General features: G+C 73.9%; 17 protein-coding genes. 15 read left to right on the plus strand and 2 right to left on the minus strand.

Annotation, left to right across the window (positions count from 1 at the left end):
• Window positions 1–579: 579 nt before the first annotated feature.
• The 4 genes from ACU436_RS41160 to ACU436_RS41175 all read left to right on the plus strand — a co-directional run bounded on the left by ACU436_RS41160 (window position 580) and on the right by ACU436_RS41175 (window position 6,847).
• Window positions 580–1,041, plus strand: a complete 462-nt coding sequence (locus tag ACU436_RS41160) for a MarR family winged helix-turn-helix transcriptional regulator (protein WP_459032603.1) — start codon at window positions 580–582, stop codon at window positions 1,039–1,041.
• A 111-nt stretch (window positions 1,042–1,152) separates the two neighbouring features.
• Window positions 1,153–2,871: a protein kinase family protein gene (locus ACU436_RS41165; protein WP_459032604.1), complete on the plus strand. Its 1,719-nt coding sequence runs from the start codon at window positions 1,153–1,155 to the stop codon at window positions 2,869–2,871.
• The gene (locus ACU436_RS41170; protein ID WP_459032605.1) at window positions 2,868–4,937 is read left to right on the plus strand and encodes a serine/threonine-protein kinase; all 2,070 of its coding nucleotides are present in this window, start codon (window positions 2,868–2,870) and stop codon (window positions 4,935–4,937) included. Before ACU436_RS41165 ends, ACU436_RS41170 begins: the two co-directional genes overlap by 4 nt.
• Window positions 4,934–6,847: a WD40 repeat domain-containing serine/threonine protein kinase gene (locus ACU436_RS41175; RefSeq protein ID WP_459032606.1), complete on the plus strand. Its 1,914-nt coding sequence runs from the start codon at window positions 4,934–4,936 to the stop codon at window positions 6,845–6,847. Before ACU436_RS41170 ends, ACU436_RS41175 begins: the two co-directional genes overlap by 4 nt.
• Window positions 6,848–6,850: 3 nt before the next feature.
• On the opposite strand, the gene ACU436_RS41180 is transcribed toward ACU436_RS41175, so the two are convergent.
• Window positions 6,851–7,342: an inorganic diphosphatase gene (locus ACU436_RS41180; RefSeq protein WP_459032607.1), complete on the minus strand. Its 492-nt coding sequence runs from the start codon at window positions 7,340–7,342 to the stop codon at window positions 6,851–6,853.
• A gap of 154 nt (window positions 7,343–7,496) precedes the next feature.
• On the opposite strand from ACU436_RS41180, the gene dacB reads away from it, so the two are divergent.
• From dacB to hpt, 4 genes are read left to right on the plus strand one after another with little or no spacing between them, the layout of a single operon-like run.
• Window positions 7,497–8,921 (plus strand): D-alanyl-D-alanine carboxypeptidase/D-alanyl-D-alanine endopeptidase, encoded by a 1,425-nt coding sequence (gene dacB / locus ACU436_RS41185; RefSeq protein ID WP_459032608.1) that lies wholly within the window; start codon window positions 7,497–7,499, stop codon window positions 8,919–8,921.
• A 37-nt stretch (window positions 8,922–8,958) separates the two neighbouring features.
• Window positions 8,959–10,029: a zinc-dependent metalloprotease gene (locus ACU436_RS41190; RefSeq protein ID WP_459032650.1), complete on the plus strand. Its 1,071-nt coding sequence runs from the start codon at window positions 8,959–8,961 to the stop codon at window positions 10,027–10,029.
• A gap of 19 nt (window positions 10,030–10,048) precedes the next feature.
• Window positions 10,049–11,044 carry a tRNA lysidine(34) synthetase TilS gene (gene tilS / locus ACU436_RS41195; RefSeq protein WP_459032609.1) on the plus strand — a complete coding sequence of 332 codons (996 nt, stop codon included), beginning with the start codon at window positions 10,049–10,051 and terminating at the stop codon, window positions 11,042–11,044.
• A 36-nt stretch (window positions 11,045–11,080) separates the two neighbouring features.
• Window positions 11,081–11,626 (plus strand): hypoxanthine phosphoribosyltransferase, encoded by a 546-nt coding sequence (gene hpt / locus ACU436_RS41200; protein WP_459032610.1) that lies wholly within the window; start codon window positions 11,081–11,083, stop codon window positions 11,624–11,626.
• A gap of 24 nt (window positions 11,627–11,650) precedes the next feature.
• Here the strand turns inward: hpt and ACU436_RS41205 are convergent, their stop codons facing one another.
• Complete coding sequence (locus tag ACU436_RS41205) at window positions 11,651–12,541, minus strand: serine protease (protein ID WP_459032612.1); 891 nt, start codon at window positions 12,539–12,541, stop codon at window positions 11,651–11,653.
• 323 nt (window positions 12,542–12,864) lie between these two features.
• Between ACU436_RS41205 and ftsH the strand changes: the two genes are divergently transcribed.
• From ftsH to ACU436_RS41240, 7 genes are all read left to right on the plus strand, one after another.
• Window positions 12,865–15,288 (plus strand): ATP-dependent zinc metalloprotease FtsH, encoded by a 2,424-nt coding sequence (gene ftsH, locus ACU436_RS41210; protein ID WP_459032614.1) that lies wholly within the window; start codon window positions 12,865–12,867, stop codon window positions 15,286–15,288.
• A gap of 41 nt (window positions 15,289–15,329) precedes the next feature.
• Window positions 15,330–15,911 carry a GTP cyclohydrolase I FolE gene (gene folE, locus ACU436_RS41215; protein WP_459032615.1) on the plus strand — a complete coding sequence of 194 codons (582 nt, stop codon included), beginning with the start codon at window positions 15,330–15,332 and terminating at the stop codon, window positions 15,909–15,911.
• Window positions 15,912–15,959: 48 nt separating this feature from the next.
• Window positions 15,960–16,763 carry a dihydropteroate synthase gene (gene folP / locus ACU436_RS41220; RefSeq protein WP_459032616.1) on the plus strand — a complete coding sequence of 268 codons (804 nt, stop codon included), beginning with the start codon at window positions 15,960–15,962 and terminating at the stop codon, window positions 16,761–16,763.
• Window positions 16,764–16,771: 8 nt separating this feature from the next.
• Window positions 16,772–17,161, plus strand: coding sequence for a dihydroneopterin aldolase (gene folB, locus ACU436_RS41225; RefSeq protein WP_459032617.1), 390 nt, complete (start codon window positions 16,772–16,774; stop codon window positions 17,159–17,161).
• Window positions 17,158–17,685 (plus strand): 2-amino-4-hydroxy-6-hydroxymethyldihydropteridine diphosphokinase, encoded by a 528-nt coding sequence (gene folK, locus ACU436_RS41230; protein ID WP_459032618.1) that lies wholly within the window; start codon window positions 17,158–17,160, stop codon window positions 17,683–17,685. The genes folB and folK overlap by 4 nt, the downstream gene beginning before the upstream one ends.
• Window positions 17,682–18,164 (plus strand): DUF3180 domain-containing protein, encoded by a 483-nt coding sequence (locus ACU436_RS41235; RefSeq protein WP_459032619.1) that lies wholly within the window; start codon window positions 17,682–17,684, stop codon window positions 18,162–18,164. The genes folK and ACU436_RS41235 overlap by 4 nt, the downstream gene beginning before the upstream one ends.
• Before the next feature lie 175 nt (window positions 18,165–18,339).
• On the plus strand, window positions 18,340–19,653 hold the full coding sequence (locus ACU436_RS41240; protein WP_459032620.1) for a PrsW family intramembrane metalloprotease: 1,314 nt from the start codon (window positions 18,340–18,342) through the stop codon (window positions 19,651–19,653).
• Window positions 19,654–19,839 lie beyond the last annotated feature (186 nt).

Genomic DNA, 19,839 nt, shown 5'->3' on the forward strand with positions numbered 1-19,839 from the left:
CCTTGACCTGACCCCGACCGACCCGAGGCGGGGACTTATCTGGCCGCCGTCGGGGAGAACTATCTGGCCACCAGCGGGGAGAACTCCTGGCCGCCAGCGGGGAAAACGAACTGGCCATTGACAGGTGAGGAACCGATGCGGGCAGGTGGCCTGCACGCACGGCCGGGAGTGGCGCGCGGTGACCGTCGGATGTGGGGTGTCGGGGACGGCGCGCCAAGCCGCTCCCCCTTTCATGATCAGGTCGACCCCACGTGTCTCGGACCACGGTCGAACACCCAAGGTGTCGACGTGATCACGCATACGACGACCCGGCCGGGCATGATCGTTGCGAGATGGCGTTCAGTGCCCCGGGCAAGGCGATCCACCGCAGTTCGGACCGATCATCCGGCCTTGATCGTTGCGAGACCACGGTTTGCGTCCTTGTGAAGGCAGTTCAGGGCGTCTCGGATCGATCACCAGGCGCCGATCCGCGCGAAACCCGGCCCCGCCGCCGCTTCATTCACCGGACTTCCGGTTCGGATCGCCAGCATCACATCCGCACTTGTTGCTCGATCGGGACCGGCGGTCCATGCTCGCGCCGTGCCGTCCGACGACGACCTCGCCCTGGCCGATGACGTGAGCGGTCAGCTCATCAGGCTGGTGCGCCTGATGGACCGCAGGCAGGCGCAGTACCAGGCCGAGCATCCGGACGCCGTGGAGCGGGCCACGTACTACCTGCTCGTCCACCTCGTGAAGGGCGGCCCCCAGCGGGCGGGCGCCCTCGCCGAGGCGGTGCACTCGGACCCGTCGACGATCAGCCGCCAGGTCGCGCACCTCGTGCGGCTCGGCCTCGTCGAACGCATGGCCGATCCGGGGGACGGGCGGGCGACGCTGCTCACGGCCACGGGCGAGGGGCGTCGGGTGTTCGAGGAGAACCGCCGGATGCGCATCGAGCGGTTCGCCGAGATGCTCTCCGACTGGTCGGTGACCGACCGCCGCAAGCTCGCGGAACTGCTCGGCCGCTTCAGCACGGCGTTCGAGAGCGGCCACCGGGGTTCGTGACGCCGGTCACCCCAACCGGGACGCCGGCATTCGGGTCAATCCCTCCGAAGACCAAGGAACCGTGCATTCACCCCCTAGGGTGAATCGATCGGCGATCCGGGGGGAGCGACGATGGACTCGGCCTTGTTCGGCCCGTACCGGCTCGTCGAGGTTCTCTCGAGCGGGCCGTCGGCCATCGTGTACCGCGCTCACGACACCAGTCACGACGGGCGGGAAGTGGCGCTCAAGGTGTTCGGCAGGCAGCTGGCCGGTGACCCCGCGTTCCGGGAGCGGTTCCGCCACGACGCCGGCCTGGTGAGCGCGCTGCGCGAGCCGCACGTCGTCCCGATCCACCGCTACGGCGAGATCGACGGCGCACCGTTCGTGGACATGCGGCTCGTTCGCGGGACGACCCTCGCCGAAGCGCTGCGCGCGGGCCCGCTCGACCCGACCGTCGTGCGCACGGTGGGGCAGCAGGTCGGCGCGGCGGGCGAGGCGTTGCTCCGGGGCGGCCTCGGCAACCGGCCCCTCGGCCGGGACGAGGTGCTGCTGACCGGCCCTCCCGGTCGGGAGTTCGTCCAGCTGGTCGGCCTCGGGCTGGGCCGGCCGCCGGTGGCCACGCCGCCGCGGATCGACGAGCTGCTGGGCCTGCAGCCGGGATGGCGTCCACCTGCTCCCCAGCCCCAGCCCCAGCCCCGGCCGCGGCGCAGGCGCCTCGGCGCGGTCGCCGCGGTCCTGACTGTGCTCGCGGTGCTGGCGGCCGCGCTCGTCGTCGTCCGCTCCGGGTGGGGGTGGTCCGATCCGCCGGTGGCCCCCGGCCCGCCCGGGCTCGTCGCGTCGATCGCCGACACCGGTGGTGCCAGCGCCGCGGCCACCGGTGAGCTCGACGGGCGCCGGGTGCTCGTCGCGGCCGCCGTCGACGGGGGCATCCGCATCTGGGACCTCACCACCGGTGAGCAGGTGCGCCCGCCGATCCCGGGCACCGCGTTCACCGTCGAGACCACCACGCTCGACGGCCGCACCGTCGTCGTCGCGTACAACCGCGACACCACCCTCTCCGTGTTCGACCTCGCCACCGGTGCCCCGGTGGGGACGACCGTCGGCACGCCGGATCCGGACGGGCGCAGCGGGGGCGCCGTGTTGGTCCTGCCGTTGCTCGCGCTGCCCGACCTGGACGGCGCACCGGTCGCCATCACGCAGCAGGAGACGGGTGCCACGGTGGCCGGGCCGGCCGGAACCCCGGTGCCGCAGGTCGGCCTGCAGGCGCGCACGCTGCCGGACGGCCGGCCGGTGGGTCCCGTGATGGCCGGCGACGGGCAGTCGGTCGGTCGCTACTCGGTCACCGAGATCGACGGCCGGCCCGTCGTCGTGTCCACCGAGGGTGGCACCGGCATCCAGGTCCACGACCTCGCCACGGGAGCTCGCACGGCCGTCCCGATCCCGCCCCAGCCCGCGGGGCTCACGGCGATCACCACCACCGAGCGCGACGGCACGCCGGTTGCGGTGACCGGCGGCGCCGACAACGCCGTGCGGATCTGGGACCTCCGCACCGGTGAGCAGGCCGGATCGCCGATGCTCGGCCACACCGGGAGGGTGATCCAGCTGGAGATCGTCCGGCTCGGGACCCGCACGGTCGTGGTGTCGGCCTCGATGGCGGATCCGGGCACCGAGATCCGGTTCTGGGACCTGGGGACGGGCGAACCGATCGGCGGCCCGCTCACGGCCCATCCGCTGGCCGAGTCGTTCACGGCCACGGCCGACGGTGCGCCGCCGTTGTTCGTCTCCGCGCCGCGAGGCGGGCCGATCACGGTGTGGGACGCGCAGAAGCTGATCGAGGGGGGAGCATCATGATCGGTACGCGGTTCGGGCCCTACGGGATCGACGCCCTGCTCGGCAGGGGTGGCATGGGCGAGGTGTACCGGGCGGCCGACACCTCGCAGGGCGGGCGGGTCGTCGCGTTGAAGGTGCTCACGCCCGCGCTGTCCGGTGACCCCCAGTTCGCCGCCCGCTTCCGGCGCGAGGCCGAGATCGCCGCGCGGCTGTCCGATCCGCACGTCGTGCCGATCCACCGCTACGGCGAGATCGACGGCCGGCTGTTCCTCGACATGCGGCTCATCGACGGGCACGACCTCGCGGACGCCCTCGCGGACGGGGCGGCGATCGACCCGGACCGGGCCGTCGCGATCCTCGAGCAGATCGCCGGGGCGCTCGACGCCGCCCACGCCGACGGCCTGGTCCACCGGGACGTCAAGCCGGCGAACATCCTGCTGGCCGATCCGGGCACCGGGCGCCCCGAGCTCGCCTACCTGCTGGACTTCGGCATCGCCCGCGCCACGGATCCGGGCAGCCGGACGGCGCTGACCAGGACCGGGGCCGTCATCGGCACGCTCGCCTACATGGCGCCGGAGCGGTTCCTCGCGCGGCAGGCCGGGCCTGCCTCGGACGTCTACTCGCTCGCGTGCGTGCTGCACGAGATGCTCACCGGGTCCCGGCCCTATCCCGGCACGGGCTTCGAGGTCCAGGTGGCGGGCCACGTGCACCAGCCGCCGCCGCGGCCGAGCGCGCTGCGCTCCGGCCTGCCCGCCGCCCTCGACGCCGTCGTCGCCGGGGGCATGGCGAAGGACCCCGCCGCGCGGTACCGGTCGGCGGGCGATCTCGCTCGCGCGGCCCGCGCCGCGCTGGCCGGCGCCGGCGTGCGTGAGGTGCGGGCCGCCCTCCCGGCCGTACCGGCCGCGGCGACGGTCGTCGACCCGCCCCGGCCGGCCACCGCGCCTCCCGCACCCGTTCCGCTCGCCGCCCCGACCGGCACGGGGGGTCCGGCTCCTCCGCGACGCACCCGCTGGTGGGTGCCCGTGGCGGCGGCATTCGTGCTGGTCGTCGCCGTGGTCTCCACCGCACTCGTCGTCACCCGGCCTGCTCCCGGCCCGGATGTCCCCGCACCGGTGCCGCCCGACCCGGTGCCCACCGACGCGCTGCCGTCCGGTGGGCCCGTCACCGAGCGGGCGCTGGTCGGTCGAGCAGCGGCATCGGAGACGCCTGTGATCGCCGACCTCGACGGCACCCCGGTGCTCGTCGCCGGCTCGGTCACCGAGACCCGGGTCCTCGATCTGGCGACCGGTGAGGTGATCGGCGAACCGATCGACCACGCCGGGCTGACGACGGCCACGGTGACCCGTCTCGACGGCCGCAGCGTCGTCGTCGGCGGTGGTGTGGACGGCGTCATCCGGGTGTTCGACCTCGCGACGGGCAAGCCGCTGCCCACCACGCTGAGCGGCCACACCGGCTCCGTCGACGCGATCGCCATCGCCGACGTGGACGGCCGTGAGGTGCTCGTCTCGGGCGGTGCCGACCGGACGATCCGACGTTGGGACCTGGCTGCCGCCGCACCCATCGGTGATCCGATCACCGGCCTGGAGAAGGGCGTGTACACCCTGTCGGTGGTCCGGTCGGCCGGTCGCTCGGTGGTGCTGGCACACGGCATCGGCTCGTCCATCCGGGCCTGGGACCTAGCCGATGGGACACCGGTCGGCGTGCCCGTTCCCACTTCGGGCAGCGCCGCGCCCGTGGTCGTGGAGCTTCCCAGCGGCTCCGCGCTACTGGTGGACGACTTCATCGAGTTCCATCTCGTCGATCTGCACTCCGGCGAACCGCTGCCCGGGTACGGGTTCAGGGTCGAGTCGGAGGTCGTTCCGGTGGTGGTGGACGGGCGTCCGCTCCTCGTCGAGGCCGGGCACGACGGCGTGATCCGGCTCCGCGACCTCCGGGACGGCAGCCCGGTCGGTGTCCCGATGACCGGCCACGAGGGCTCGATCACCGCGCTGACCACGACGACCGTCGGCGGTTCGACCTACCTGCTGTCCTCCAGCCTCGACCGGTCGATCCGGATCTGGGACCTCACCACGCGGAGCGGGCGATGACGGCCACGGTGATGTTCGGCCCGTACCTGCTCGGCGAGCTGCTGGGGCGGGGCGGGATGGGTGAGGTCCGCCGGGCCGTCGACACCGGCCAGGGCGGCCGGTCGGTCGCGTTGAAGGTGCTGGCGCCCCACCTGTCGGCCGACCAGGTGTACCGGGCGCGGTTCCGCCGGGAGTGCGAGGTCGCGGCCAGCCTCGCCGAGCCGCACGTCGTGCCGATCCACCGGTACGGGGAGATCGACGGGCGGCTGTTCCTGGACATGCAGCTGGTGGACGGCCGGGACCTCGCCGCGGAGCTCATGCTCTCCGGTCCGTTGCCGCCGGAGCGGGCCGTCGGCATCGTCGCGCAGGTGGCGGCCGCGCTGGATGCGGCGCACGCCGCGGGCCTGGTGCACCGCGACGTGAAGCCCTCGAACGTCCTGCTGGCGCCGCCGGCGCCGGGCCGGCCGGACTTCGCGCAGCTGGCCGACTTCGGTATCGCCGCGGGGCCGGGAGGCACGGGCGCATCGGACGGCACCGTCGAGTACCTGGCGCCGGAACGGCTGCTCGGCGGGCACACCGACCACCGCGTCGACGTCTACGCGCTGGCCTGTGTCCTGTACGAGCTGCTGACCGGCAGCCGGGTCTTCGCCGGGGCCGACCTCGCCGCGCAGGTGTACGGCCACCTGCACCTCCCGCCGCCGCGCCCGACCGAGACCTTCCCCTGGCTCCCGCCGGCCATCGACCGGGTCGTGGCGCTGGGCATGGCCAAGGACCCCGGTTCGAGGTACCCGACCGCGGGGGCGCTAGCCGACGACGCGGTCACCGCGGTCGGTGCGGCCGCCACGGTGATCGGCGCGCCCGGCCACGCTCCGCCCGGACCGGCGCCGGCCGGCCCGCCGCGGACCTCCCGCCGGCGGTTCCTCGTGGGCGCGGCCGGTGCCCTCGTGCTGGCGGGCGGCGGCGCGCTGGCCGTCACCCGTCTCGGATCGCCGGCCGCCGCCGCCCCTCCGGAGCCGGTGATCACCGAGCGCGCGCTCGGCGTGCGCAGCATCAGCTCGACACCCTTCCGCACCACGCAGGTCGGCGGCGTGCCTGCGATCCTCTTCAAGGACCTGGAGAACCAGGTACGGCTCCGCGAGCTCGCCACCGACCGCGAGATCGGCGGGGTCCTGAAGTCCAGCGTGGAGGTCGTCCGGGTCGACGCGGTGGACGTCGACGGGCGGTCGGTCGTGGTGGCCTCGTCGTACGACGGCGAGCTCAGCGGAATCGACATGGCGACCTGGGACGAGGGCCCGGTCGGCGCGCACGGCAGCGATGTGTACGGGCTCACGGCCGCCACCGTCGGCGGGAGGCCGATCGCGGCCACCATCGGCGGGGAGCTGGTGCGGCGCTGGGACGTGCGGGCCCGCGCGCCGCTCGGCGCGCCGATGCCGGCACCGGGGAGCAACAACTCCGTCATGCCCCTGGCCACGGCATTGATCCAGGGACGCGTGTACCTCTACATCGCGGGATCCGTGCAGGTGAACCACGTCTGGGACCTCGAGACCGGCGAGCAGGTCGCCGCCCCCAACACGTACGGCGAGATCACCGAGCTCGACGGGGTGCCGGTGATCGTCAACACGACGGACGGGTTGCAGGTCACGGACCTGCACACCGGGGTCCTCGTGCGCCGGCACGACATCGGCCGCACCAGGTGGAGCGCGGTGGCGGTCGTGGAGGGGCGGCCGCTCGTGGCGATCGAGGGCGAGGACCACACGATCGTCCTCCACGACATCGACAGCGGCCGTCGGCTCGGCGCGCCGATCGCCGGGCACGAGGCCGAGCTGACCGAGCTCGGCGTCGCCGACCTGAACGGCCGCCCGATCCTGGTGTCGGCGGCGCAGGACAACTCGATCCGGGTCTGGGACCTCGCAGTGCGGGCCGCCGGCTGACCGCTAATGCGCCCCGGCCGCCTTGGCGCGCTGCCAGGAGGCCCTGATCTCCCGCTCGGCGTCGGCCCGGCCGACCCAGGTGGCGCCCTCCACGCTCTTGCCCGGTTCGAGCGCCTTGTAGATCTCGAAGAAGTGCTGGATCTCCATCCGGTCGAACTCGGGGAGGTGGTGGATGTCGCGCAGGTGCTCCTGGCGCGGGTCGTCGCTGGGCACGCAGAGGACCTTGTCGTCGCCGCCCTTCTCGTCCTTCATGCGGAACATGCCGATCGCGCGCGAGCGGATGAGGCAGCCCGGGAACGTCGGCTCCTGGACCAGCACGAGCGCGTCGAGCGGGTCGCCGTCCTCGCCCAGCGTGTCCTCGACGAACCCGTAGTCGGCCGGGTACTGGGTGGCGGTGAACAGCGTCCGGTCGAGCCGGATGCGCCCCGTTTCGTGGTCGACCTCGTACTTGTTGCGGCCGCCCTTGGGGATCTCGATGGTGACGTCGAAGTCCACTGGCGCTCTCCTGCTGGTCCGTCGGTCGGATGGATGGCCGGTACCGGTCGGGCGACCGGCTCCGGCGCCTCGGTCTAGTGTGAGGGACCGCGTCGGCGGGTCCGACGTCCGGGGCGCGCCTCCAGCGCTCCGAGGATGTCGAGGGAGGGCGCCCGTGGGCATCGGGCGACGAATCGGTGACTCGCTGCGACTGCCCGGTCGCAGTACGCGGCGGATGGTCGCCGTGCTCGTCGTGCTCGTGGTGGCCGGTGCCGCCGGCGGGGCGATCGCGCTCACCGGTCCCACCCTCGTGCAGCGGCTCGGCCTGGTGGCGCCTGCGCCCCCACCGCTACCGCCCGTCCCCCACTCCGAGCTGGGACCGCTCGCGGCGGACGCGCCGGTCCCCACACCCGACGGGCTGAGCGCGGCCCTCGACGAGGCCGCGGGCGACATGCCGGGCAAGTTCGCCGGCATCGTGATCGACCCGGCCACGGACAGCGAGCTGTGGGGCCACACGCCCGAGCGCCCGCTCACGCCCGCCTCCACCGGGAAGCTCGTCACCACCGCGGCGGCGATGCTGGTGCTCAACCCGACCGACCGGCTGGTCACCCGCGTCGTGACCGGCCCGGACCCGGGCACGGTCGTGCTGGTGGGCGGCGGTGACCCGACCCTTACCGCGCTCCCCGACCCCGAGGACAGCCTGTACCCGGACGCGCCCAGCATCGTCGAGCTCGCCGACGCGGTGAAGAAGAAGGCCCCCGGCCCGATCCGCCGGGTGCTGGTCGACACGAGCCGCTACACCGCGGACGGGCTCGCCCCCGGGTGGAACCCCGGGGACGTCGCCGCCGGGTTCATCACGCCGATCGAGCCCGTGATGCTCGACGGGGGCCGGATCGACCCCGAGCTGCAGGACGGCCCGCGCGTCTCGGACCCGGCGCTCACCGCCGCCCGCGCGCTCGGCGACGAGCTGGGCGTCGACGACGTGGAGAAGGGCAACGCCGGCCCGGACGCCACCGCCATCGCCGCCGTGTCGTCGGCGCCGGTGAGCGAGCTCGCCGAGTTCGCGCTGCGCGCCTCGGACAACGTGCTGGCCGAGGTGCTCGCCCGCGAGGTGGCGGTCGCCCGCGAGGCGGAGCCGTCGTTCGAGGGTGCGGCCGGGGCCGTGCTCGCCGCGCTCCGCCAGGCGGGGATCGACACGACCGGCGCCGTGATGGTGGACGGCAGCGGCCTCTCCACGCGGGACGAGGTGCCGGCCCGGTTGCTCGGGGAGATCCTCGCCGCTGCCGCCTCGCCCGCGAAGGGGCCGCTCGACACGCAGTTCCTGCGTCCGATCCTCACCGGACTCCCGGTGGCGGGTGGTGTCGGCACGCTCGACAACCGGTACGCGCGCGACGGGCGGGCCGCCGACGGGCGCGGTGTCGTCCGCGCGAAGACCGGCTCGCTCACCGGGGTGAGCAGCCTGGCCGGCATCGTCACGGACGCGGACGGGAGGCTGCTGGTCTTCGCCCTGATGTCCAACGGCGCCAACCCGACCACCGTCCGCCCGTTGCACGACGCCATGGCCGCCGACCTGAGCCGATGCGGTTGCCGTCAGCCGTGAGCCCGGCCGGGCACGTAGCGTGGGAGGTGTGCCGTACGTGACCGACTCCGCCCAGCCCACGTCGAGCCCGCTCGGTGAGCGTGGTCTCCCGGTCGACTGGGAGCTCGCGAGTCGCACGGCGGGCCGGCTCATGCAGCCCGGCCCCGATGCCACCCCCGCGGAGGCCGCCGAGCTGGTGCAGCGCCTGCGCGCCGACGCCGCCGTCGCCGAGGGGCACGTCCGGGAGATCACCGGACTCGGTCACGGCCTGCCGCTGCTGCCCGCCGACGTCGTGGACCGCAGGGCGTGGGCGGCCGCCGCCGTCTCGGGCATGGCCGCGCTCACCGCGGACGCCCAGCTGCCCGAGGTGTCGCGGATGGCCCGCAGCGTCACCGCGCGCACCGCGGGGCTGCAGGTCGGCAGCGTGGTCGCGTTCCTGGGCGGGCGGGTACTCGGCCAGTACGACCCGTTCGGCGGTGCCGACGGCGGCGGGCGCCTGCTGCTCGTTGCGCCCAACGTGCACGCCGCCCAGAAGGCGCTCGACGTGCCCAGCACCGACTTCGGACTGTGGGTCTGCCTGCACGAGGCCACCCATCGGCTCCAGTTCACCGCGGTGCCGTGGCTGCGGTCCTACTTCGCGGGCGAGGTCGGCCAGTTCCTGTCGATCGCGCAGGGCGACCGCGGTGCGGTCCTGGAACGGCTGCCCGAGGTGGTGCGGGCGTTGCGGGAGTCCGGCGGCGACTCGCTCGCGATCGTCGAGCTGCTGCAGGGGCCGGAACAGCGCGCGGTGCTCGACCGGCTGCTCGCCCTCACCACCCTGCTGGAAGGCCACGCCGACCACGTGATGGACGCCGTGGGCCCGTCCGTCGTGCCCACGGTCGCCACCATCCGCAACCGGTTCACGATGCGCCGCCGCGGCGGTGGCCTCGTCGACCGCCTGCTGCGTGCGCTCCTCGGCGTGGAGGCCAAGGTCCGCCAGTACGCAGTGGGTTCCGCGTTCACCCGGCACGTGGTGCTCGCCGCCGGCATGGACGGCTTCAACCGGGTGTGGGAGAGCCCCGAGACCCTCCCGACCCGCGACGAGCTGGCCCACCCCGGAGCGTGGCTGGAGCGCATCCACGGGCTGTAGACGACCGGGGAGCAGCCGCGTGAGGCAGCAGACAGGGCGTGACACCGCGGTCCTCGCCGTTCGGCGGGCCGTTCGGGGCGCGGTCGCCGCGCTGCCCGTGCCCCACCGGGACGCCCCGTTGCTCGTCGCCTGCTCCGGGGGTGCGGACTCGCTCGCCCTCGCCGCGGCGGCGCTGGCCGTGCGGGGGGCGGGCACGGTGCACGCCGCCGTCGTGGACCACGGCCTGCAGGCCGGTTCCGCGGAACATGCCGCCGCCACCGCTGAGCTCCTGTGCGGGATGGGGGCGGCCGCTGCCGTCCACCGGGTCGAGGTCTCCGGCTCCGGCGGGGTCGAGGCCGCGGCCCGTCGCGCCCGCTACGCCGCCCTCCGCTCCGCCCGCCCGCACCCCGACTCGCCCGTGCTGCTCGGGCACACCCTCGACGACCAGGCCGAGACCGTCCTGCTCGGGCTGGGCCGCGGCTCCGGTGCCCGATCCCTCTCCGGGATGCGGGCGTGGGACACCCCGTGGTGCCGCCCGCTGCTCGGGCTGCGCCGCGCGGTCACCCGGGCGGCGTGCGAGGCGGCCGGGCTCGCCGTGTGGGACGACCCGCACAACACCGATCCGCGGTTCACCCGGGTGCGCCTGCGGCGCGAGGTGCTGCCGTTGCTCGAGGACGTTCTCGCGGGCGGGGTGGCGGAGGCGCTTGCCCGCACGGCGCGGCAGCTGCGCGAGGACGGCGACGCGCTCGACGCCGTCGCGGCCGACCTCCTCGGCCGGGCCCACGACCCGGACCTGCCGCTCGATCTGCGCCTCGCCCCGCTCGACGGCGTGCCCGCCGCCCTGCGCCGCCGGGTGCTGCGGGCCTGGCTCGCCACCGTCGACGTGACGGCTCTCACCGACGAGCACCTCAGAGCCGCCGACGTTCTCGCAGGTCAGGGCCCTGATCGCGGCGGTGTCGCCCTTCCGGGTGGGTTGGAGCTGGTGCGCGCGCGTGGCACGCTTTCCGTGCGCCCGATCCGCTGGCCATTGTCATGACACTGATCCCGACCCCCACCCAGGAGGCCGCCCGCCGTGTACGACGGTGAGATCGCATCGACGCTGATCACCGAGCAGGCGATCCGGGAGCGCACCGCCGAGCTGGCGGCCCAGATCGCGGCCGACCGCGCGGAGTCGGACTCGGACCTGCTGCTGGTCGGCGTCCTCAAGGGCGCCGTGATGTTCATGACCGACCTGGCGCGGGCCCTGCCGGTGCCGGTGCAGCTCGAGTTCATGGCGGTGAGCTCCTACGGCTCCGCGACCTCGTCCTCGGGGGTCGTGCGCATCCTCAAGGACCTCGACCGCGACATCGCCGACCGTGAGGTGCTCATCGTCGAGGACATCATCGACTCGGGCCTCACCCTGTCCTGGCTGCTGAAGAACCTGGAGTCGCGGCACCCCGCGTCGCTGTCGGTCTGCACGCTGCTGCGCAAGCCGGACGCGGTGAAGGTCGACGTGCCGGTCAAGTACGTCGGCTTCGACATCCCCAACGAGTTCGTCGTCGGCTACGGCCTCGACTACGCCGAGCGCTACCGCGACCTGCCGTTCATCGGCACGCTCGACCCCTCCGTCTACGCCTGAGTGAAGTGCGCGCGGGGGGCGGGTTCAGCCGCCGAGCGCGGGGAGCGCGGGCAGCGCCGGGAGGGGCGGCACCGGGAGCCCGGCGGCGGGGCCGGAGTTGAACGGCTCGGTGCCGAGCGCGAGCTCGACGTCGCCCACGTCGCCGTTCGCGGCGGCGTAGTCGAGCGCGTGGGCCAGGTCGATGACCCCGTTGCTGGCGGGCAGCGGCGCGAGGTTCAGCGTGGACAGCACGCCGAACGCGGCGCCCGAGTCGTCGACGAAGGCACTGCCTGAGTCGCCGGGGATGCCGGGGGTGAGCGTGTAGACGTCGTGGTTGCGCCCGCCACCCGAATCGGAGACGTTCACGCCGACCTTCGGCCCGAGCGCCTCGATGCCCAGCCGCAGCGGGGAGTTGCCGAGGCTGTAGACCAGGTCGCCGGTGCCGAGGCCGTCGGTGTCGAGGCCGGTGGGGCCGCCGAAGACCGGGAGGCTCGGGTTCACGTCGGCCGCGTCCTCCGAGGCGATCTCGACGAGGGCGAAGTCGTTGAACGCGCAGACGTCGGGGTCGGTCTCGCCGCTCGCCTGCATCGCGACCCACGAGCTGTAGGCCAGGCGGCCGGCGCGCTCGGTGCCGTCGGTGGCCTTGATTGCCACCGGGGCGCCGAGGTCGACGGTGCCGGAGTCGCACCCGTCGGTCTCGGTGGCGTCACCGGTGCCCCCGCAGTGCGCGGCCTGGCCGAGGAAGGTGCGGTCGCCGCTGGTGAAGACGAAGTTGCTCGTGCAGGACCCGCCGCCTTCGGTGTCCGTGACGACGCCGGGCCGGATCGCCGCGGAGCCGGCAGGCGCCCACTGGTCGCGGCCGGACTGGGCGGGTGCGGCCGTGGCCGCGGGGGCGAGCACCGTCCCGAGCGCGATCCCACCGAGTGCGACCGCCAACGCGACCCCACGGGCCCTCACTGTCATCCCAGATACCCCCACCGCCGGCCTCGTCGCCGACCTTCGTGATCCGCTTCCGCCACTGGCCCAACGACGCCGCGGCCGTGGGGATATGGCCGCCCGCGGGCCTGCGGGAACACGGGTTGGGGCCCGTTCGTTGAATGCGCAGGTACCCGTAAGAGGTACGCGGTCGGACATCGACGGCGCAGCTGTGCTCCCGGCCCGCTATCCTGGCGGACTCAGGGCCGGTCAGTCCGCTGTGCCGGGTCTCTCCGCCGGAGAATCTCGCCAGGAAGGGTGAAGGCCGCCACGGCCGAAGCTGCATGGACCGCAAGCGCCTGCTACGGAACCCGCTGATCTGGATCCTCGCCGCGATCCTGGTCTATTTCACCTTCAGCGTGCTGTTCGACGACACGCGCGGATACACGCGGGTAGACACCTCGGTGGCGCTCACGCAGATCTCCGACGGCAACGTTACGAACGCGCTCATCGAGGACCGGGAGCAGCGGCTTCGGCTCACGCTCGCCAAGCCGGTCGAGGGCAGCACGCAGATCATCACCCAGTACCCGGCGCAGACCGCGGGCACCATCGTCGAGACGCTCGGGAACGCGAGCAACAAGCCGGCGTTCAACACCACCGTGCGGCAGGACTCGTTCCTGACCACGATGCTGATCTACCTGATCCCGCTCGGCCTCGTGCTGCTCATCCTGTTCTGGATGATGAACAACGCCCAGGGCGGCGGGAACCGGGTGATGTCCTTCGGCAAGTCGAAGGCGAAGCAGCTCAACAAGGACATGCCGAAGACCACCTTCGGTGACGTCGCGGGCGCCGACGAGGCGGTCGAGGAGCTGTACGAGATCAAGGACTTCCTGCAGAACCCGGCGCGTTACCAGGCGCTCGGCGCGAAGATCCCGAAGGGTGTGCTGCTCTACGGCCCGCCCGGCACCGGCAAGACCCTGCTGGCGCGGGCGGTCGCGGGCGAGGCGGGGGTGCCGTTCTACACGATCTCCGGCTCCGACTTCGTCGAGATGTTCGTCGGTGTCGGTGCCTCCCGGGTGCGTGACCTGTTCGAGCAGGCCAAGCAGAACTCGCCCTGCATCATCTTCGTCGACGAGATCGACGCCGTCGGCCGCCAGCGCGGCGCGGGTCTCGGTGGCGGCCACGACGAGCGCGAGCAGACGCTCAACCAGCTGCTCGTCGAGATGGACGGATTCGACGCCCGCGGCGGCATCATCCTCATCGCGGCCACCAACCGGCCCGACATCCTGGACCCGGCGCTGCTGCGCCCCGGTCGTTTCGACCGCCAGATCCCTGTCGCCGCCCCGGACCTCGCGGGTCGCCAGGCGATCCTCGGCGTGCACTCGAAGGGCAAGCCCTTCGCGAACGACGTGGACTTCCTGAGCCTGGCGAAGCGCACGGTCGGCATGTCCGGTGCCGACCTCGCCAACGTCATCAACGAGGCGGCGCTGCTCACCGCGCGCGAGAACGGCACGCTGATCAACGGCGCCGCGCTCGAGGAGTCGGTCGACCGGGTCGTCGGCGGTCCGCGCCGCAAGGGCAAGATCATCTCCGAGCAGGAGAAGAAGATCACGGCCTACCACGAGGGCGGCCACGCCCTCGCGGCCTGGGCGATGCCCGACCTGGAGCCGGTCTACAAGCTCACGATCCTCCCGCGCGGGCGCACCGGCGGCCACGCGCTCGTCGTCCCCGAGGACGACAAGGGCCTCATGACCCGCTCGGAGATGATCGGGCGCCTGGTCTTCGCGATGGGCGGGCGCAGCGCGGAGGAGCTCGTGTTCCACGAGCCCACCACCGGCGCCTCCAGCGACATCGACCAGGCCACCAAGATCGCCAAGGCGATGGTCACCGAGTACGGCATGAGCGCCCGGCTCGGCGCCGTGCGCTACGGCCGCGAGCAGGGCGACCCCTTCCTGGGCCGTTCGATGGGCGCGCAGGCCGACTACTCGCTCGAGGTCGCCCACGAGATCGACGAGGAGGTGCGCGCGCTCATCGAGGCGGCGCACACCGAGGCGTGGGAGATCCTCAACACCTACCGCGACGTCCTCGACGACCTCGTGTTCGAGCTCCTCGAGAAGGAGACGCTCACCCGCATCGACCTGGAGCGCATCTTCGACCGGGTGGAGAAGCGGCCGCGGATCACGGCGTTCAACGACTTCGGCGACCGCACGCCGTCGGACAAGCCGCCGATCAAGACGCCGGCCGAGCGCGCCAAGGAGCGCGGCGAGCCGTGGCCCCCGCACACCGAGCCGGTGCGCGCACCTGCGCCGGTCGGCTCCTACCCGGGCGGCGCCAACGGTGTACCGGCGCCCGGCCCCAACGGCGGCCCGGTTCCCACGCCGCCCGGTGGCTACCCCGGTGGTCCCGGCCAGCCGGGCTTCCCCCCGCCGCACCCGCAGGGGCAGCCGGTGCCCCCGCAGGGTTGGGGTGGGCCGCCGCCGCAGCCGAACTCGGTGCCGCACAACTACGGTGCGCCGCCGGACTGGCGTCCCGCCACCACCCCGCACGGCCAGAGCTGGCCACCGCCCGGCCACTGGCAGCCGCAGCAGCCGCCGCCCGGCCCGCAGTGGGGGCCGCCGCCGAACCAGGTGCCACAGCCGGCAGGCACCAACGGTGCGGCCGAACCTGCGGAGCAGGCAGCGCCCGAGCGGCCCGCACCCGAGAGGCCCTCGCTCGAGAAGCCGGGCGAGAAGAGCGGCCCCGGGCCCGACGAGGGCGGCTCACGCTGAGTGCAGCGGTACCCGGTGGTGCGGCGGCCGCGAGGGTGTCGATGAACGGCCGACCGACGATGGATCATGCTCGTGCCGAGGCGGCGGTGCGGGAACTGCTCCTCGCGATCGGCGAGGACCCGGACCGCGAGGGCCTGCGGGAGACCCCGGCCCGTGTCGCCCGGTCGTACGCGGAGATCTTCCAGGGCCTCTACGCCGAGCCGGACGAGGTGCTGGACCGCACGTTCGACGAGCACCACCAGGAGCTGATCCTGGTGAAGGACATCCCGATGTTCTCGATGTGCGAGCACCACCTGGTGCCCTTCCACGGCGTGGCGCACGTCGGCTACATCCCGAACCCCGACGGCCGGGTCACCGGCCTGTCGAAGCTCGCCCGGCTCGTCGACCTGTACGCGCGGCGGCCGCAGGTGCAGGAACGGCTCACGGCGCAGGTGGCCGACGCGATGGTTCGCAAGCTCGAACCGAAGGGCGTGATCGTGGTGATCGAGGCCGAGCACCTCTGCATGGGCATGCGGGGGATCCGCAAACCCGGCTCGCGCACCACCACGTCCGCCGTGCGCGGCATGCTCCGGTCGTCGCCGACGTCCCGCGCCGAGGTGCTCGCGCTGATCCGGAACGGGTGAGGGGCACTAGTGGTGGCCGGGTTGCCGGATCCCGGGCGGTGCGTGGTGATGGGCATCCTCAACGTGACGCCGGACTCGTTCTCCGACGGCGGCCGCTGGCTCGACCGCGACCAGGCCGTGGCACACGGCGTCGCGATGCGCGACGCGGGCGCCGACCTGGTGGACGTCGGCGGGGAGTCCACCCGGCCCGGAGCGCCCCGCGTCGAGCCGGAGGCCGAGCTCGCGAGGGTGCTCCCGGTGGTGCGCGAGCTCGTCGCCGCCGGCGTGCGCGTCAGCATCGACACCACGCGCGCCACGGTCGCCGAGGCGGCCGTCGAGGCCGGGGCCACCGTGGTGAACGACGTGTCCGGCGGACAGGCCGACCCCACGATGGGCAAGGCGGTGGCATCGGCGCAGGTGCCGTGGATCCTCATGCACTGGCGCGGGCACAGCGACCGCATGAACGAGCTCGCGGTCTACGACGACGTGGTCGCGGACGTCCGCGACGAGCTGTCCGCCCGGGTGGACGCCGCGGTGGCCGCGGGCGTGGACCCGGCGCGGCTGGTGCTCGATCCGGGGCTGGGGTTCGCGAAGACCGGCGAGCACAACTGGGCGTTGCTGCGCAGGTTGGACGTGCTCGTCGAGCTGGGGTTCCCGGTGCTGGTGGGGGCTTCTCGCAAGCGGTTCCTCGGATCCCTGCTGGCCGACGCGCAAGGCGTGGCGCGCGCGACGTCGGGCCGCGACGTCGCCACGGCCGCGGTGAGCGCGCTCGCGGCCCAGCGCGGGGCGTGGGGCGTGCGGGTGCACGATGTGATCGGCACGCTCGACGCCGTGCGGGTGGCGGACGCCTGGCACGGCCGGGTAGAGCAGTAGGAGGTCCGATGGCGGATCGCATCGAGCTGCGGGGCCTGCGGGTGCGCGGTCACCACGGTGTGTTCGAGCACGAGCGCCGCGACGGCCAGGACTTCGTCGTCGACATCTTCGTGTGGATCGACCTCACGCACGCGGCTCGTTCGGACCGCCTCGAGGACACGCTCGACTACGGCGAGATGGCCGAGCGGGCGGCCGCGATCGTCGCCGGGCCGCCGTGCAACCTCATCGAGGCGGTCGCCGGGCGGGTGGCCGACGACGTGTTCGCCGACGTGCGGGTGCAGACCGTCGAGGTCGTGCTCCACAAGCCGCAGGCGCCGATCCAGCGGGAGTTCGCCGACGTCGCCGTGGTCGCGCGGCGGTCCCGCACCGGTGGCCGAGGGCAGGTGGTTCCCGCGTGACGCGGGCGGTGCTCTCGCTCGGCTCGAATCTCGGCGACCGGTTCGCGCACCTGCGCTCCGCCGTCGCGGGCTTCGGCGCCGCGGTGCGGGCGGCGTCGCCGGTGTACGAGACCGCGGCGTGGGGCGGCGTCGAGCAGCCGGACTTCCTCAACGCCGTGCTCGTCGTCGAGGACGCGGGGACCGACGCGTGGGGCTGGCTGCACCGCGGCCAGGAGCTCGAGCGGGCCGCGGAGCGGGTGCGGGAGGTGCACTGGGGTCCCCGCACCCTGGACGTGGACGTCGTCACCGTCGACGGGCCGGACGGCCCGGTGCGCAGCGACCACCCGGAGTTGCTGCTCCCGCACCCGGGCACGCCCGAGCGGGCCACCGTGCTGCGTCCGTGGCTGGACGTCGAACCCGGGGCGGTCCTGCCGGGCCCCGGATCGAGCTCCCGCCCGGTGGCGGAAGTGCTCGCGGCGCTCGGGCCGGCGGCCGAGGACGGGATGCGCCGCCGCGACGACCTCGTCCTGATGGCCCCCCGGTGACCCCGACCCGACCGCGGGACCTGTTCGCCGTCGCTCTCGTCACGGCGGTGGTCGTCGGCATCCTCGTCCGGGTGAGCTACGGCTCGCTCCCCCCGATGCCCCTGCTCGCGGGCGCCACGCTCGGCGTCCTCGGCATCGCGGAGGCGGTGGGGGGCAGCGCGCTGCGCGCCCGCATCCGCCGCCGCCCCGGCACGGAGCCGGTGCAACCGCTCGTCGCGGCCCGCGCGGTGCTCCTGGCGAAGGCGTCGTCGCTGGCCGGCGCGATCATGACCGGGGTGTGGGGCGGGCTGCTCGCGCACGTCCTCCCACTGGCCGGGGGCGTGACGGCCGCCGGGAGCGACGCCCTCGCCGGCGCCGTGGGCATCGTGTGCGCGTTGGGCCTGGTGGGCGGGGCGCTGTGGCTCGAACACTGCTGCCGCACGCCCGACGACCCGGGTGACGAGCACAACGGGCACGCGTCCGACGGTCACCGCCCCTAGTGTCCCGGACCGAACGTCCACCACATAACTCGACGGCCCAGCTTCCCGCCGGCCGCTCCGGCGAACCGTCCGAGTACGCCCGGTACGAGGCCGGCCCGCCGGCGCACCCGGCGAAAACCTGGATCCGCCGATTCATGCACCGGACGTCCGGTCCGGGACACTAGGCTCCCGCCCCATGACCCAGGCGACGCGCATCATCCCGATGCCCACCTCGGGTCGGCAGCGCCGCGGGGTGCTCGCTCCGGTCCTCGGCCTGATCGCCCTCGGGTTCTGCGGGCTCGTGGTGCTCGGGCTGCTCGGCACCAGCGTGGGTGCCACCGGTGTGGTGGTCGGGGCCCTGTGCGCGCTCGTGCCGGTCGGGCCCGTCGTGGCCGCCTTCCTCTGGATCGACCGCTGGGAGCCGGAACCGCCGCGCACCCTGCTCGCCGCGTTCCTGTGGGGCGCCTGTTTCGCGGCGCTGACCGCCCTGCTGATCAACAGCAGCGCGAGCCAGGTCGTCGACCAGGCGCTGGGCCGGCAACAGGCCGATCTCTTCGGGGCGGTGGCGATCGCACCGGTCGTCGAGGAGGCGGTCAAGGGTGCGTTCCTGGTCGGGATGCTGGTCTTCCGGCGCCGCGAGTTCGACGGCGTGGTCGACGGGATCGTGTACGCCGGGCTGGTGGCCGCCGGGTTCGCGTTCACCGAGAACATCCTCTACCTGGGCCGGGCGTTCACCGAGGACGCGGCCGTCGGCCAGGTCGGCAGCGTGCTCGCCGTCCTCGTGCTGCGCGGCGTGCTCTCGCCGTTCGCCCATCCGCTCTTCACGGCCATGATCGGCATCGGGGCCGGGATCGCCTCGCGCAGCGCGTCCGTCGGTGGCCGGGTCGGGGCGGTGGCGATCGGCTACGTGGTGGCGGTCGCGCTGCACTCCCTGTGGAACACCTCGGCCTCCGTCCTCGGCGGGGGGATCTTCCTCGTCGTCTACGGGTTCGTCATGGTGCCCCTGTTCGTCGCGCTGGTGATCGTCGTGGTCTGGCAGCGCCGGCGCGAGCAGCGGGTCGTCGCCGCGCAGCTGCCCGGCTTCGCGGCCGCCGGGTGGATCGTGCCGAGCGAGGTGCCGCTGCTGTCCAGCCTCGCCGGCCGGCAGGGCTGGCGGGCCGCCGTGCGCCGCCGGTCCGGGCGCCGGGTCGCCAAGGCCGTGGCGGAGTACCAGTCCGCCGTCACGGATCTCGCGTTCCTCCGCGACCGCATGGCCCGCGGCACCGCAGGCCCGCACGGTCCGCTCTGGCACGCCGAGGCCGTCGAGGCGGTGCGCCAGGCCCGCGCCCGCGCCGTCGGGCACCCGGAGGCCCTCACCGTCGCGCTCCGCCACCACGGCCCGCCCGGCTGGACACCCCCACCCCCCGGCCCGCCGCCGGCCCCGCCGGTCGGTCACCCCGCAGCGGCGCCGCCGCACCACCCCGCCTACCGCCCGCCCCGGCCCCCACCCCCCGGCTACGGCCGCCGCTGAGCCGGGCCCCCTCGTTGCTGCAATCCAGAACCGCCGACACGACGTGGTGAAGCCCGTCACCGGGCCGCCATCCGAGCGTCTCGGGGCCGTTAGCCTGTGCGCGCCGTCTGGTACCCGCGTCATGGGACTGGAACGAGGAGTGGATCGATGAGCGAGCTTGCGAGCGAATCATTGGCACAGCGCCTT

The sequence above is a fragment of the Pseudonocardia wallangbongensis genome (assembly GCF_054486945.1).